The sequence below is a fragment of the Amycolatopsis sp. genome (assembly GCF_035276945.1).
Taxonomy (GTDB): domain Bacteria; phylum Actinomycetota; class Actinomycetes; order Mycobacteriales; family Pseudonocardiaceae; genus Amycolatopsis_E.
In genome coordinates, this window is record NZ_DATELF010000045.1 from 142,008 (window position 1) to 156,823 (window position 14,816).

The 14,816-nt window shown below is 68.1% G+C and carries 10 protein-coding genes and 2 pseudogenes; 6 read left to right on the forward strand and 6 right to left on the reverse strand.

Annotated features, from left to right (window positions below; all coding sequences use genetic code 11):
• Window positions 1-211: 211 nt before the first annotated feature.
• Complete coding sequence (locus VJT49_RS06600) at window positions 212-1,123, reverse strand: diacylglycerol kinase family protein (protein ID WP_324163797.1); 912 nt, start codon at window positions 1,121-1,123, stop codon at window positions 212-214.
• Window positions 1,124-1,423: 300 nt separating this feature from the next.
• Here VJT49_RS06600 and VJT49_RS06605 point away from each other — a divergent pair, with 300 nt between their 5' ends.
• Together VJT49_RS06605 and VJT49_RS06610 are read left to right on the forward strand one after the other, a co-directional pair.
• Window positions 1,424-1,894 (forward strand): hypothetical protein, encoded by a 471-nt coding sequence (locus VJT49_RS06605; RefSeq protein ID WP_414635846.1) that lies wholly within the window; start codon window positions 1,424-1,426, stop codon window positions 1,892-1,894.
• Window positions 1,891-2,046, forward strand: coding sequence for a hypothetical protein (locus VJT49_RS06610; protein WP_324163798.1), 156 nt, complete (start codon window positions 1,891-1,893; stop codon window positions 2,044-2,046). Before VJT49_RS06605 ends, VJT49_RS06610 begins: the two co-directional genes overlap by 4 nt.
• On the opposite strand, the gene VJT49_RS06615 is transcribed toward VJT49_RS06610, so the two are convergent.
• Together VJT49_RS06615 and VJT49_RS06620 are read right to left on the reverse strand one after the other, a co-directional pair.
• Window positions 2,043-2,531 (reverse strand): GNAT family N-acetyltransferase, encoded by a 489-nt coding sequence (locus VJT49_RS06615; RefSeq protein ID WP_414635847.1) that lies wholly within the window; start codon window positions 2,529-2,531, stop codon window positions 2,043-2,045. The two genes, VJT49_RS06610 and VJT49_RS06615, sit on opposite strands and share 4 nt — an antisense overlap.
• Before the next feature lie 38 nt (window positions 2,532-2,569).
• Window positions 2,570-3,151: an acid phosphatase gene (locus VJT49_RS06620; RefSeq protein WP_324163800.1), complete on the reverse strand. Its 582-nt coding sequence runs from the start codon at window positions 3,149-3,151 to the stop codon at window positions 2,570-2,572.
• 144 nt (window positions 3,152-3,295) lie between these two features.
• Between VJT49_RS06620 and VJT49_RS06625 the strand changes: the two are divergent.
• Window positions 3,296-4,903 (forward strand): annotated as a pseudogene (locus VJT49_RS06625) (GMC oxidoreductase).
• A 28-nt stretch (window positions 4,904-4,931) separates the two neighbouring features.
• Here VJT49_RS06625 and VJT49_RS06630 read toward each other — a convergent pair.
• Window positions 4,932-5,534, reverse strand: coding sequence for a dTDP-4-dehydrorhamnose 3,5-epimerase (locus tag VJT49_RS06630; protein WP_324163801.1), 603 nt, complete (start codon window positions 5,532-5,534; stop codon window positions 4,932-4,934).
• A 519-nt stretch (window positions 5,535-6,053) separates the two neighbouring features.
• On the opposite strand from VJT49_RS06630, the gene VJT49_RS06635 reads away from it, so the two are divergent.
• From VJT49_RS06635 to VJT49_RS06645, 3 genes and pseudogenes are all read left to right on the forward strand, one after another.
• Entirely contained in the window at window positions 6,054-7,238 is a 1,185-nt protein-coding gene (locus tag VJT49_RS06635) for an NADP-dependent malic enzyme (protein ID WP_324163802.1), read from the forward strand.
• Between the two features lie 171 nt (window positions 7,239-7,409).
• Window positions 7,410-8,489, forward strand: coding sequence for an ABC transporter ATP-binding protein (locus VJT49_RS06640; RefSeq protein WP_324163803.1), 1,080 nt, complete (start codon window positions 7,410-7,412; stop codon window positions 8,487-8,489).
• Window positions 8,490-8,694: 205 nt separating this feature from the next.
• A pseudogene (locus tag VJT49_RS06645) lies at window positions 8,695-9,891 on the forward strand (S8 family peptidase); the annotation flags it as partial.
• Window positions 9,892-10,124: 233 nt separating this feature from the next.
• Here VJT49_RS06645 and VJT49_RS06650 read toward each other — a convergent pair.
• Both VJT49_RS06650 and VJT49_RS06655 read right to left on the reverse strand, forming a co-directional pair.
• Complete coding sequence (locus tag VJT49_RS06650; RefSeq protein ID WP_324163804.1) at window positions 10,125-10,787, reverse strand: DUF262 domain-containing protein; 663 nt, start codon at window positions 10,785-10,787, stop codon at window positions 10,125-10,127.
• A 317-nt stretch (window positions 10,788-11,104) separates the two neighbouring features.
• Window positions 11,105-14,794, reverse strand: coding sequence for a multifunctional oxoglutarate decarboxylase/oxoglutarate dehydrogenase thiamine pyrophosphate-binding subunit/dihydrolipoyllysine-residue succinyltransferase subunit (locus VJT49_RS06655; RefSeq protein ID WP_324163805.1), 3,690 nt, complete (start codon window positions 14,792-14,794; stop codon window positions 11,105-11,107).
• Window positions 14,795-14,816 lie beyond the last annotated feature (22 nt).

The following is a 14,816-nucleotide window of genomic DNA, read 5'->3' on the forward strand; positions in this document are numbered from 1 at the left end:
CTTTCACGAAGCACCGCTTTCGACAAGAGCTTCGGCAAGATCGGTGAGTCAGCTCACCTGGTCGAGCGACCCGGGCTGACCTGCGATTTCGTTCCGAAACGACCCTTGAAACCCGACAGGGAGTTCGGTAAGCGGGGCCCTGGCGTCGATGAACGGCAACTGGAACTTTGCCCCGTACGATCACCTGGGAGATCATCATCGCACGCCACCGTCACACCAGTACGGTCAACGCCTTCGGCACGCTGACGAACTTCACCCGGGTTCGCTGACCCACCGGATCTCCGTCCACCTGGAAGTTTACCGGCTGTTCAGCTTCGACGCTCAATTCCGCGAGATCGTCATGGGCGGTCAGGCGCCGGCCACGGTGCTTACGGGCCTCTTCGCGCAGCGCTTGGCGGGCATGCCGGAACACCGTCGGCAGGCCCAAGCCGCGCAGGGCGAACAAGCCGAGGCCGCCGTCGAAGGAGGTGGTGGCGTTCAGATGCACCGGGCGCTCGCCCAGATAGCTCCACGGGTCGGTGTTGGAGACGAAGGCCATGCGGACCTGGACGGGTTCCTCGCCGGGAAGGTGCACGGTCAGCGGCTGCCTGCCCAGCGGGGGACGGAAGTAGCAGGTGACCGCGGCACGCAGATAGAGCAGCGCGTTGGTCTGCTTGCCGCGACGGTCGGCGACGGCGGTGACGACGTCGGCGTCCCAGCCCATCCCGGCGTTGAAGGTGAACCACCTGTCGTCGGCGCGGCCCAGCCCGACCATTCTGCTGTGCCCGCCTTCGATGGCGCGCAGGAGCTGGTGCGTGGCTTCCACCGGGTCACGTGCGATGCCGAGAGCACGCGCGAACACGTTCGCCGACCCGCCGGGGACGACCCCCAGCGCGGGCGCGTCACCCGGCCCGTTCGCGAGCAGGCCGTTGACCACTTCGTTGACCGTCCCGTCGCCGCCGTGCGCGACCACCAGGTCGATTCCCTCACGCGCCGCTCCGCGGGCCACCGCGAGCGCGTGGCCTGCGTAGTCGGTCTCGACGACCTCCAGCTTCACCTGGCTGGCCAGCGCGTGCGCCAGCACATCGCGGCCGCCGGCCGTGGTGGACGTGGCCTGAGGATTGACGACGAGAATCGCGCGCACTCCCGCAGAGTAGGTCACCCGGTGACCCACCCGTCGGCGCCCGGAAGATTGCCACTGCTTACCGCGATGACTTGCCGGTGAACCTCCCATCGCCCGAGCCAGGTGTCGTGACAAGTGCACCCGAGCCGACCGCTCGCTCGCCGACGACACCTAGATCTTGAACCCTGCGACCGCGATTCGAAAACGGCCGACCGGGTGGCTTACCATCGGTAGCGTTCACGGTCGGTCGTCGGCCCAGGTCGAGGGCCGAATGTGAAACCGCGCGGCAACTGATCGAGTGAGCGCGCAAGATCGCGAAGGATGGATGTGTCGCTGGCGGACAAGATCGCTCCGGCGCCCCGCGAGGTCCGGCTGGCGGGGCTGCTCGCCGGGCTGCTCGGCGCCGCGTTGCTGGCGTTCGGCATCGTGCTCGTGTGCCAGCCGGGCCTGCCCGGGAACAACGTTTTCGCCGAGGCCGGGTTCTACGCGGCGTTCGCGGTCGCCGTGCTGGTGTGCGGGGTCGGCCTCGCGCTCGGCCATACCTGGGCGCGCTCACCGGCCGTGGTCGTGGCGCTGATGACGGCCGGGGTCGGCTGGTACCTCGCGGTGCCCTCCGAACAGCCGGGCCCGGGCGTGCCGATCATCGGCGTCGGGCTGCTCCTGCTGGTGCTGCTGTTCCGCCGGCCCTCCCGGGCGTGGGCGCTCGGGCAACAGGAGGGCGAGACCGAGCAGGAGGCCGCCGAACGTGGTGGTCTCGAAGGCCGTCGGCGCGGGCGAGACCAGGATTCGTGAACCTCCCGCCAGCCGGGATCAGCCGTTGGCCGAAGGCGGGCATCGGCACCTGGAGCGAGGATCCCGACGTGGTGATCCTCTGGTTCGTCCCCGAGGAAGTTTCGTCGAACGCCGTGCTCACCCCGCAGGCGGCGGGCGGACCTGTTGTCTAGACCTTTTGCTTCGCGTGGTCGGCAAGGGATTCGAGTGCCGTGTCGGTGAGACGGTACACCGTCCACTCGTCCATGGGGATCGCACCGAGCGACCGGTAGAACCCGGTGGCCGGGTTCCAGTCGAGCACCGACCATTCGAGCCGCGCGTAGCCCTTGTCGACGCATTCGCGCGCCAGCGTGGCCAGCAGGGACTTACCCAGGCCCGACCCGCGGAGTTCGGGCCGCACGTAGAGGTCTTCCAGATAGATTCCGTGCACCCCGCGCCAGGTGGAGAAGTTCAGGAACCACAACATGAACCCGACGATCTCGCCGTCGACCTCGGCGACGTGCCCGAACACCGCGGGCGAGTCGGCGAACAGCGCGGCGTGCAGCTTTTCCGGGGTCAGGTGACATTCCTTCGGCGCCTTCTCGTAGGCGGCGAGGTCGTGCACCAGCTGCACCAGGGTGTCCACATCGGACTCCCGGACGCGGCGGATTTCGGCCAAGGCCAAAGCCCTTTCTGTGTTGGGTGAACCGAGCGTGTTCAGGACGGCGGGATGTTCAGGTGCTGGATCTGCGGTTCGCCGCGCTCGTGGCCGAGCACCGAAACCCCGGCCGGGTCGAGTCCGAAGTGTACGCCCGAGGTGGCGGGCAGGCCGATCCACCGGGCCAGCAGCACGCGGCTGAAATGCCCGTGACCGATCAGGATCACCTCGCGGTCGGCCAGCGCGGCACGGACTCGCTCGAGCAGCTTGTCGGCGCGGGTGGTCACCTGATCGGCGCTCTCCCCGTCGGGTACCGGATGGGTCCAGATCGTCCACCCCGGCACGGCCTCGCGGATCTCCGGGGTGGTGATGCCCTCGTAGTCGCCGTAGTCCCATTCGGCGAGTTCCTCGGTCACCTCGTCCACGACCAGGCCGGCGAGTTCGGCGGTCCGCACGGCGCGCCGGCGCGGACTGCTCAGCACCAGTGCCGGGCCCATCCGCAGGGTGCCCAGGGTGAGTCCGGCGCCGCGGGCCTGGTTCTCGCCCGCGGCGGTGAGCGGGATGTCGGTGCGCCCGGTGTGGCGGCCGTTGACCGACCACTCCGTCTGCCCGTGCCGGATCAGGAACAGCTCGTGGCTCACGGCTGCGAATATGCCACGACGGTGCCACGATCGCTCGGTTTAGTGGCCGGTCTTATAGTTCCCGGGTCTCGTCACCCTCGGGCGTTGGTCCGCACGGGTGAACTTAACGCTGGTTCACCAGCTCTCTTGAATCTTGTTCAAGACATGCCGACCTTTCTGTCGCGCCTGTCGCGCCTGTCGCGCAGACGTTTTCTTGGTATGGCCGCGCTCAGCTCAGCCGCGTCGCTGGGGCCGACGACCACCTCCGCGGCCGCAGACTGTTCGGAAGCGGTGGTGATCGGCACCGGCTACGGCGCCGCGATGACGGCGTTGCGCCTTGGCACGGCGGGCAGTCCCACTCTGATGCTCGAAATGGGCCAGCTGTGGAACACGCCCGGCAGTGACGACAAGATCTTTCCGGACCTGCTGAATCCGGACAAACGGTCCATGTGGTTCAAGACCCGGACCGAGGCGCCGCTGGCCACCTTCCGCCGGCTGGACGTGATCAACAAGGACATCGATTCCTACGCAGGCGTCCTCGACCGCATGCATTTCGGTGACATGTCGGTCCTCGTCGGCCGGGGCGTCGGCGGTGGCTCGCCGGTCAACGGGCCATGGCGGTCACACCCGAGCGGTCGTACTTCCAGGAGATCCTGCCCGCGGTCGACGCCGACGAGATGTACGACAAGTACTTCCCGCGGGCCAACGCGAACCTCGGCAAGAACGACATCGATCCGGCCTGGTTCGAGACCTGCGGTTCATACCAGTACGCCAGGGTGTCGCGGAAAGCCGCGCAGAACGCGAGGCTGACCACCACGTTCGTGCCGGGCGTCTACGACTTCAACTACGTGATGCGGGAAGAAGCCGGCACGGTGCCGCGGTCGGCGCTGGGCTCGGAAGTCATCTACGGCAACAACTACGGCAAAGCGGTCGCTCGACAGGACCTACATCGCCGCGGCGCTCGGCACAGGCAAGGTCACCATCCGGACCCTGCACGAGGTGCGTGACATCGCGCGGCAGTCCGACGGCACCTGTCTGACCGTCAGGCAGATCGACACCTCGGGCAACGTGCTCGCCACCGAGCAGATCAGCGCGAAGTACCTGTTCCTCGGCGCGGGCAGCGTCGGGTCGACGAGCCTGCTCGTGCGGGGTGCGCGACACCGGGAAACTGCCCGCGCTCGACGCCGAGGTCAAGGGCTGGGGCATCAACGGCAACGTCATGCTGGGCCGGGCTCACCACATCTGGGATCCGACCGGCTCGCCGCGGTCGGGCATACCCGTGCTGGGCATCGACGCCTGGAACGACCCGAACTACCCGGTCTTCACCGAGATCGTGCCGGTGTTGGCGGGGATCGAGACCTGGGCGAGCCTGTACCTGGCGATCACCAAGAAACCCCGAACGCGGGTACTTCGCCTACGACGCGGCAACGGATTCGGCTTCGCCGCACTGGGACATCGCGCAGGGACAGCGGTCGATCGACTCGGCGGACAACCTGTTCGACAAGGTCAACTCGGCTAACGGCACGATTTACCGGTCCGACCCGTTCGGCGGCACCCGCGAGTTCGGGAACCGGTTCACCTACCACCCGCCAACTAAGCGGTTTGGTGCTCGGCAAGGCCATCGACCTCTACGGCCGGGTCAAGTGCTGCTCGAACCTGTACGTCACCGACGGCTCGCTCAATCCCGGCATGACCGGGGTGCACCCGTTCGTCACCATCACGGCAGTGGCGGCACGCAACGTCGAACGCGTTCTGGCCGAAGACATCCTCTGACCGCGCCGGCCATGGCCGCAAGGTGGCCTCAGTAGGCGCGGAGCCTTTCGTAGAAGGCCACGCAGGCGTCGTAACGTGGGAGAACGCCATCGGCGACCGCTTCCGCGAGCGTCGGTGCCGAGGTGTCCTTTTCGGACATGATCGACGCGAGATCGGCGGGCCAGGGCAGGCCGAGTTCGGGGTCCAGTGGGCTGATGCCGTGCTCGCCCGCCGGGTTGTAGCCGGTCGAGCACAGGTAGGTCATGGCCGTGTCGTCCTCCAGGGCCATGAACGCGTGCCCGAGGCCTTCGGCGAGGTAGACCGCGCGGAAGCCGGTCGAATCGAGGCGCACCGCATCCCATCGGCCGAAGGTGGGTGATCCGACTCGCAGGTCGACGACCACATCCAGCAGCGCCCCCCGCGGGCAGTACACGTACTTGGCCTGTCCTGGCGGCGTGTCGGAGAAGTGCACGCCACGCAGCGTGCCCCGCCGGGACACGCTGTGGTTGGTCTGCGCGAGCCGGAGCGGGTGCCCGAGCGCCTTGACGAACGCCTCTTCCTGGAACGGGGCGACGAACAGGCCGCGATGATCGGGAAAGGTCTTCGGCACGAACTCGTACGCGTCACGCACCGCCAGCTCACGAACCTGCATACCCCTGAATCTAGCTGTGGCGAGAAGTGCCTCCGTTGAGGGCGGTGGTGGGCGAGGGGCCGGCCCTGGGGCCTGGGCGAACGGGCCGTGCCGCAGGGAACTCGCGGTTCGCGTGAGCCGGACTCGCGGTTCGTGTGAGCCGGACTCGCGGGTTGCGGAAGCCGGACTCGCGGGTCGCGAGGGCCGGACTCGCGGGTCGTGTGAGCCCGACTCGCGGGTTGCGGGGGCCGGACTCGTGGGTCGCGGAAGCCCGACTCGCGGGTCGCGAAGGCCCGACTCGCGGGGTTTGCTTGAACCAAGCCGGATGGTCGTCTTGTTAAACCAGCCTTGACCAGCCATTTTTGTGATCTCAACCGCACCTCGTCGGCACCGTGGGGACCGGGCCTGCAAGACTGGGGAGACCGCCTCGTCCGCGGCCCTTGCCCGCAGGACACCTCGACGGCATCCGGTGCCACCGCATCGAGCCGAATGAGTCAAGTGTTCACTGGGGAGTTTTTCGTCCCGGGAGGGATTCACCAAATGACCAACGTTCAGGCCACCGATGCTTTGCCGGTGACCGACGCCGAGATCTTCGAAGGGCACCGGGGCGGCAAGCTGTCGGTGGCGGCGACCAAGCCCATCGCCCAGGCGCGAGACCTGTCCATCGCCTACACGCCCGGGGTGGCGAAGGTGAGCCGGGCGATCGCGGAGAACGCGGAAATGGCCCGGCACTACACGTGGGCGGACCGGCTGGTCGTCGTGGTCAGCGACGGCACCGCGGTGCTCGGCCTCGGCGACATCGGCGCGAGCGCCTCGCTGCCGGTGATGGAAGGCAAGTCCGTGCTGTTCAAGACCTTCGGCGGGCTCGACGCGATCCCGCTGGTGCTGGACACCACGGACGTGGACGAGATCGTCGAGACGCTGGTGCGGCTGCGGCCGTCGTTCGGCGCGGTCAACCTGGAGGACATCGCCGCGCCGCGCTGCTTCGAGCTGGAGGACAAGCTCAAGGAGGCGCTGGACTGCCCGGTGATGCACGATGATCAGCACGGCACCGCGATCGTCACGCTGGCGGCGCTGCGGGGTGCCAACCTGGTGCTCGGCCGGGACATCACAACCGAGCGGGTGGTCATCTCCGGGGCCGGCTCGGCCGGGGTGGCGTGCGCGAAGATCCTGCAGGAGGCCGGGGTCGCCGATGTCACGGTGCTCGACTCCAAGGGCATCGTCCACACCGGCCGCGACGATCTGAACCCGGTGAAGGCCAAGCTCGCCGAGGCGACGAATTCGGCCGGCTTGCGGGGCGGGCTGGCCGACGCGCTGCGCGGCGCCGACGTGTTCCTCGGCCTGTCCGGCGCCACCATCGACGAAGCCGTGCTGGCCGGGATGGCGGACGACTCGATCGTGTTCGCGCTGTCCAACCCGGATCCGGAGGTGCACCCGGAGGTGGCGGCCCGGTACGCGGCGATCGTGGCGACCGGCCGGAGTGACTTCCCGAACCAGATCAACAACGTGCTGGCCTTCCCCGGCGTGTTCCGGGGTGCGCTGGACGCGGGCGCGCGTGCGATCACCGAGCGGATGAAGCTGGCCGCGGCCGAGGCGATCTTCGCGGTGGCGCAGGAGGACATTGGTCCCGACCGAATCGTGCCGAGCCCGCTCGACCCGCGGGTCGCACCGGAGGTCGCGGCGGCGGTGGCGAAGGCTGCGGTGGAGGACGGTGTGACACATTAGCCGAGCCGCTGCGAAGTGGACTGGCGGCAGGCTGGGCGACCACTGAGCGCGCCGAAGGTACCCGATCGCGGCGGCAGGGCGCCCTACGCCAAGGCCGGCGGTTGGTCGAAAGGTGCGTCCTGTCGACGGGATCGGGTGGGCGCGCGGGTCGCCTGAAACTAGGGTGATCGGGTGACGATTGAATTCGCGGGCGTGACCAAACGCTACCCGGATGGCACGGTCGCGGTCGACGACCTCAGCCTGACCATTGAGGACGGCACCATCACGGTGCTCGTCGGGCCGTCGGGCTGCGGGAAGACGACCACGCTCCGGATGATCAACCGGATGGTCGAGCCCACCGCGGGCAAGGTCCTGCTCGACGGCCGTGACGTCCGCGAATCCGATCCGCCGGTGCTGCGCCGTGGCATCGGCTACGTCATCCAGCACGCCGGCCTGTTCCCACACCGGACGGTGGTGGACAACATCGCCACCGTGCCGCTGCTGTCCGGCTGGGGCAAGCGCAAGGCGCGTGAGCGGGCGGCCGAGCTGCTGGAGACCGTTGGCCTGCCGCCCGAGCTGGGCAGCCGGTACCCGGCGCAGCTGTCGGGCGGGCAGCAGCAGCGGGTCGGGGTGGCCCGCGCGCTGGCCGCCGACTCGCCGGTGCTGTTGATGGACGAGCCGTTCTCCGCGGTGGATCCGGTCGTTCGCGAGGGGCTCCAGGACGAGCTGTTGCGCCTGCAGTCGCGGCTGGGCAAGACGATCGTGTTCGTCACGCACGACATCGACGAGGCCGTCCGGTTGGGGGACAAGGTGGCCGTGCTGCGCGTCGGGGGGAGGCTCGCGCAGTACGGCACTCCCGCGGAGGTGCTCCGCCATCCGGTCGACGACTTCGTTGCCTCGTTCGTCGGCCGGGACCGCGGCTACCGTGGATTGTCCTTTGTGGATGCCGATGGGGTGGAAGTGCGCGCGGTACCGACGATCGCGTTGGGCCAGCCGGTCGAGGGTCCCACGGCCGAGTGGCTGCTGGCGGTGAACCAGGCCGGGCGGCCACGCGGCTGGCTCGCTCCTGGTTCCACTGTGGACGAAAAGCTCGCGGAGCGGGATCTGGTCGCGGGCGGCTCGCTGTACCACCGGGGCACGCCCATCCGGGGGGCGCTCGACGCGGCGCTGTCCTCGCCGGCCGGGCTCGGGGTCGTGGTCGACTCGGGCGGTGAGGTGCTGGGCGTGGTCACCGCCCGCCAGATACTCGACGTGATCCAGGGTCCAGCCTGAGCCGGGGCGGGCCGCTTCTGCGCGGGCCCCGTTCGCGGTCCCGGATGACACGCTTTGAGCATTCCCACTTTTGGTGCTTCCTTCGTTTACCGGCGGCGCTTACGCTCAGTGCAGCGTTCGTTACGCGAACGTTCAACCCCTTGTGGTCGAGGTGGGCATTTTTCCGTCCGCCCTGACCTTTCCTGCCAAGGAGGAATGAGACGCCGTGCACCAACCCAGGAGGACCAGGCGCCGATCACTGGCCGCGTTCGGCGTGGGCGCCGCCGTCGCGACCCTCACCACGCTCGGCCTGAGCGCCCCCGCGTCGGCCCGGGAGGGCTCGATCGTCGGCGCCGGTGCCGAGGGTGCGATCCCGAACAGCTACATCGTGGTGCTGAAGCAGAGCCCGTCCCCGGTGAACCAACTGGCCGGCCAGCTCACCGCGCGCCTCGGCGGCGTGGTGAACCGGACGTACTCGGCCGCTCTGCACGGTTATTCGGCCAGGCTGAGTGAGGCGCAGGCCAAGCGGCTGGCCACCGACCCGGCCGTGGCGTTCGTCGAGCAGAACCGGACCTTCCACATGGAAGCCACCCAGAGCAACCCGCCGTCGTGGGGTCTGGACCGGGTGGACCAGCGCACCCTGCCGCTGGACAAGAGCTACACCTACTCGACGACGGCGTCCAATGTGCACGCCTACATCATCGACACCGGAATCAACCTCAGACACAGCGATTTCGGTGGGCGTGCCACCTCCGGCTACGACTTCGTCGACAACGACAGCAACGCCACCGACTGCAACGGACACGGGACGCACGTGGCCGGAACCGTCGGCGGCAGCGCCTACGGCCTGGCCAAGGGCGTGCGGCTGGTCGCGGTGCGCGTGCTGGACTGCAACGGCTCGGGCACCTACGACGGGGTGATCAGCGGAATCGAGTGGGTGACATCGCACGCGATCAAGCCCGCGGTGGCCAACGTGAGCCTCGGCGGCAGCGCTTCCAGCGCGGTCGACAACGCGGTCGCGAGCTCGATCTCGTCGGGTGTCACCTACGCGATCGCGGCGGGCAACAGCGGTGCGAACGCGTGCAACTACTCGCCTGCCCGCACCTCCACGGCGATCACGGTCGGGGCGACCACGAACACCGACGCGAGGGCCAGCTACTCGAACTACGGCAACTGCCTCGACATCTTCGCGCCGGGCACCAACATCACCTCGGACTGGATCGGCAGCGGCACGGCGACCAACACGATCAGTGGCACGTCGATGGCGGCCCCGCACGTGGCCGGCGCCGCCGCGCTCTACCTGGCGACCCACACGTCGGCCACGCCGGCGACCGTGCGCAACGCGCTGGTCGCCGCCGGTACCACCGGCAAGGTCACCAGCGCGGGCCAGGGTTCCCCGAACGTCCTCCTCTACACCGGTAGCTAACGCGGGTCGCGAGTAGAACGGGTTGCGCCGGACCGGCATGTCGCACGGTCCGGCGCAACCCTTCCCACCCGCAAACCCGCGAGTCCCACTTTCCGGCCGCGCGAGTCCCGCATTCGCGGCGTGTGAGTTCCACTTTCCCGACACGCGAGTCCCGCATTCGGGTCGTGCGAGTCCTCCATTCGCGGCGTGTGAGGTCCGCATTGGCGTCGCTGGGGTACTCGCGCGCCGGGTCAGCGCCAGTCCGTGGTCCTGAGCCGGGCGAAAACCTCGGCCGCGCCTTCGGCCGGCCCACCCGTCAGGCGCAACACGGGTACCTCACACGACTTGATCCGCTGGGCGACGAATTCGGCCTCGTCAATCAGGCCTTGATGATTCACCGACTCGTTGAGCCGGCGGGTCCACGTGTGGAAGTCCGGAGTGCGAAGCACGGATCGCATGGGGAGCCAGGTCGGGGGAGCCTGGGCCGAACTTCGCCACTGCCGGAACCAGCCGTCTGGATCACCGAGCACGCGGTGGACGTTCCAAACCCATTCTCCCTTTCCCGATCGCGCGGGCCGGGACATGAGGCAACCGTAGAGTGCGGCGAGCCGCTGATGACCATCCACCAAATAGGACTGGGACCGGCCGGCGGAAGGCGTTGGAGCGGGCAGGTCGGCGATCCGATCGAGACTCGGTATTACCCGCGGCGAGTCCCAGATCATGAAACTGCCGATGGGATAACCTTTTTCGAGACTACCGAAAAGTTCGATGATCTGCTCGGGTTGCCAGGCGAACGGTCGCTGGAACCAGGGAAGGCGCAGCTGACCGCGAGCGATTTCGTCGAGCAGGACTTCCAGCCGCGTCTTCTCGTATTTGGCCTGAATTTCGTCATGTGTCGTCACTGCCAAGGACATGCCGGCAACGCTAGTCCGCCGCTCCTGTCGAGGATGGTCCCGGGCGCGCCACGGAGCGGAGGGCCGCACCCCGTTTTCTGGTCGTGACAGCGGATCGCGACTCGCTCTGTTGGTCGAGCTCTCCTGCAACTACTGGTTCGAGCAGACCGAGTATTCGAGTCACTGGGGCGGTCGCGGGCGGCCGGTGACAAGCACCAGGCCCTCCCCAGCGCGCGAACCGAATCAGCGAGTGGACGAGTTGTTGACAGCGCAGGCCGCAGAAATAGAACCGCCGCGCGACCCGAGGATCGCGCGGCGGTTTTCCGAGACGACAGGTGTCAGCTGAAAGCTTTGGCGATGAGGGCCTTCTGCTCGACGTCGTGGACCTTGGACGAGCCCGCGGAAGGCGCGGCCATCGGCCTGCGGGCCACCACCTGGAGGCCGGAGAGCAGTTCGGGGAACTTGCGCGGCAGGTGCAGGCCGAAGAACGGCCAGGCGCCCTGGTTCTCCGGTTCCTCCTGCACCCAGACGACTTCCGGTGACGCGGTGTAGCGGTCGAGCGCGGCCTTCAGTTTCTTCAGCGGCATCGGGTAGTACTGCTCGATCCGCACGATCGCCACGTCGTCCGCCTCGCGCCTGGCACGCTCGGCGACCAGTTCCCAGTACAGCTTTCCGGAGGTCAGCAGCACCTTGCGGGCCTTGGCCGGGTCGACCTCGACGTCGTCGATCACGGACATGAACTTCGACTCGCCGATGACGTCCTCCACCGCCGAGGTCGCCGCCTTGTTCCGCAGCATCGACTTCGGGGTGAACACGATCAGCGGCCGGCGGATGCCGTCCAGGGCGTGCCTGCGCAGCAGGTGGAAGTAGTTCGCCGGGCTGGAGGGCACCGCGACCGTCATCGAGCCTTCGGCGCACAGTTGCAGGAAGCGCTCGATCCTGCCGGAGGTGTGGTCCGGGCCCTGGCCCTCGTGACCGTGTGGCAGCAGCAGCACCACGTCGGAGAGCTGGCCCCACTTGGCCTCACTCGAGGAGATGTACTCGTCGATCACGGTCTGCGCGCCGTTGACGAAGTCGCCGAACTGCGCCTCCCACAGCACCAGCGCGTCCGGGTTGGCCACCGAGTAGCCGTACTCGAAGCCGACCGCCGCGTACTCCGACAGCGCCGAGTCGTAGACCATCACGCGGCCCTGGTTGTCCGCCAGGTTCTGCAGCGGCGCGTATTCACGGCCGCTCTTGCGGTCGATCAGCACCGAGTGGCGCTGGGTGAAGGTGCCGCGCCGCGAGTCCTGCCCGGACAGCCGCACGAGGCGGCCCTCCATGGCCAGCGACCCGAACGCGAGCAGTTCGCCGAACGCCCAGTCGATGCCGCCCTCGCGGGACATCTTGGCGCGGCGCTCCATCACCGGCTTGACCCGCGGGTGCGGGGTGAAACCCCCGGGGACGTTGACGAACGCGTCGCCGATCCGCTCGATGACCTCGCGTGCCACCGCTGTGGGCACCTTGGCCGGCAGCTGCTGCTCCTCCTCGACCGACGGGCTTGGCGCGGCGGGGTGCTTCTCCAGCTCGCGGACCTCGTTGAACACGTGCTCCAGCTGGCTGGAGAAGTCGCGCAGGGCGGCCTCGGCCTCGTCCACCGAGATGTCGCCGCGGCCGATCAGCGACTCGGTGTAGGTCTTCCGCACCGAGCGCTTCGTGTCGATGATGTCGTACATGGCCGGCTGCGTCATCGACGGGTCGTCGCCCTCGTTGTGGCCACGGCGCCGGTAGCAGATCATGTCGATCACGACGTCCTTGTTGAACGCCTGCCGGTAGTCCACCGCCAGCTTGGCCACCCAGTGCGCGGCCTCCGGGTCGTCGCCGTTGACGTGGAAGATCGGCGCGCCGATCATCTTCGCCACGTCGGTGGCGTACTGGGACGACCGCGCGTGCTCCGGCGCGGTGGTGAAGCCGACCTGGTTGTTGATGATGATGTGCACGGTGCCGCCGGTGCGGTAACCGCGCAGAAGCGCCAGGTTCAGCGTCTCGGCGACCACGCCCTGCCCGGCGAACGCGGCGTCGCCGTGCAGCAGCACGGGGAGCACGGTGAAGCCCTCGCCGTGCTGGTCACCCTTGTCGAGGATGTCCTGCTTCGCCCGGACGATGCCCTCGAGCACCGGGTCCACGGTCTCCAGGTGCGACGGGTTGGCGGTCAGTGACACCTTGGTCTCGCCGTCGCCGAACATCCGGAAGTACTTGCCTTCCGCGCCCAGGTGGTACTTCACGTCACCGGAGCCGTGCGCCTGGCCGGGGTCGAGGTTGCCCTCGAACTCCTGGAAGATCTGCGAGATCGGCTTGCCCACGATGTTGGCCAGCACGTTCAGCCTGCCCCGGTGCGGCATGCCGATGACGACCTCGTCGAGCTCGTGCTCGGCGGCCTTGTCCAGCACGGTGTCCAGCAGCGGAATCACCGTCTCGCCGCCCTCGAGGGAGAACCGCTTCTGGCCGACGTACTTGGTCTGCAGGAAGGTCTCGAACGCTTCGGCCGCGTTCAGCTTGGACAGCACGTACTTCTGCACGGCCTGGTCGGGCTTGGCGTGCGGGATCTCGACGCGTTCCTGGATCCACCGGCGCTCGTCCGGGTCCAGGATGTGCGTGTACTCGACGCCCACCGTGCGGCAGTAGGAGTCGCGCAGCACGCCGAGCACGTCGCGCAGCTTCATCCGCTCCTTGCCGGCGAACCCGCCGACCGCGAACTCGCGGTCGAGGTCCCACAGGGTGAGCCCGTGCGACAGGATGTCCAGGTCGTCGTGGCGGCGCTGGCGGTAGTTCAGCGGGTCGGTGTCGGCCATCAGGTGGCCGCGCATCCGGTAGGCGTCGATCAGTTCGATCACCCGGGCCGTCTTGTCGACCGCGCCTTCGGGGATGTCCTCGACCCAGCGCACCGGCTCGTACGGCAGGCGCAGTGAGGTGAAGATGTCGTCGTAGAAGCCGTCGCCACCGAGCAGCAACTGGTGAATGAGCTTGAGGAACTCGCCCGACTCGGCGCCCTGGATGATCCGGTGGTCGTAGGTGGACGTCAGCGTCATGATCTTGCTGATGCCCAGGTCGGTGAGGGTCTTCTCGCTGCTGCCCTCGAAAGCCGCCGGATACTGCATCGCGCCGACCCCGATGATCGTGCCCTGGCCGGCCTGCAGCCGCGGCACCGAGTGGTTGGTGCCGATGCCACCGGGGTTGGTCAGCGAGATGGTGGTGCCGGCGAAGTCGTCGGCGGTCAGCTTGTTGTTGCGGGCCTTCTTGACGATCTCCTCGTACGCCTGCCAGAACTGGAGGAACGTCATGTTCTCCGTGTTCTTGATGGAGGCGACGACAAGGCTGCGGCTGCCGTCCTTGCCCTTCATGTCGATGGCGAGGCCGAGGTTGATGTGTTCCGGCGTCACGGCGAACGGCTTGCCGTCGATCAGCTCGTAGTGCCGGTTCATGTTGGGGAAGTCCTGCAGCGCACGCACCATCGCGTAGCCGATGAGGTGGGTGAACGAGATCTTCCCGCCTCTGGTGCGCTTGAGGTGGTTGTTGATGACGATCCGGTTGTCGGCCATCAGCTTGGCCGGCACCGCGCGCACGCTGGTGGCCGTCGGCACGCTCAGCGACGCGTCCATGTTCTTCGCGATCGCGGCGGCGGCGCCGCGCAACTGCTTGGCTTCGACGTCGGCCTTCGAGGCGGGCTTGGTGACGGCGGCCTGCGACCTGGCTTCCGCGGGCTTGGTCGTGGCTTTGGCGGCAGGCTTGGCCGGCGCGGGCCGCGGCGGCGTGGCCGGCTTCGGGGCGACCGTGGCGACCTGGCCGTTCGACTTCACGGGCTCGTCCCGCTGGGGCGTCTTGGGTGCGGCGTCCGGCTTGGTGCGGGGAGTCTGCGTCGGCTTGAAGTCCGAGAAGAAGTCATGCCAGGCGGCATCTACTGAGGAGGGGTCGGCGAGGAACTGGTCGTACATCTCCTCGACGAGCCACTCGTTGGGGCCGAACTGTGACGCAGGGCTGCTGCTGGACACGGCAGGGACTCGCCTCTATCCA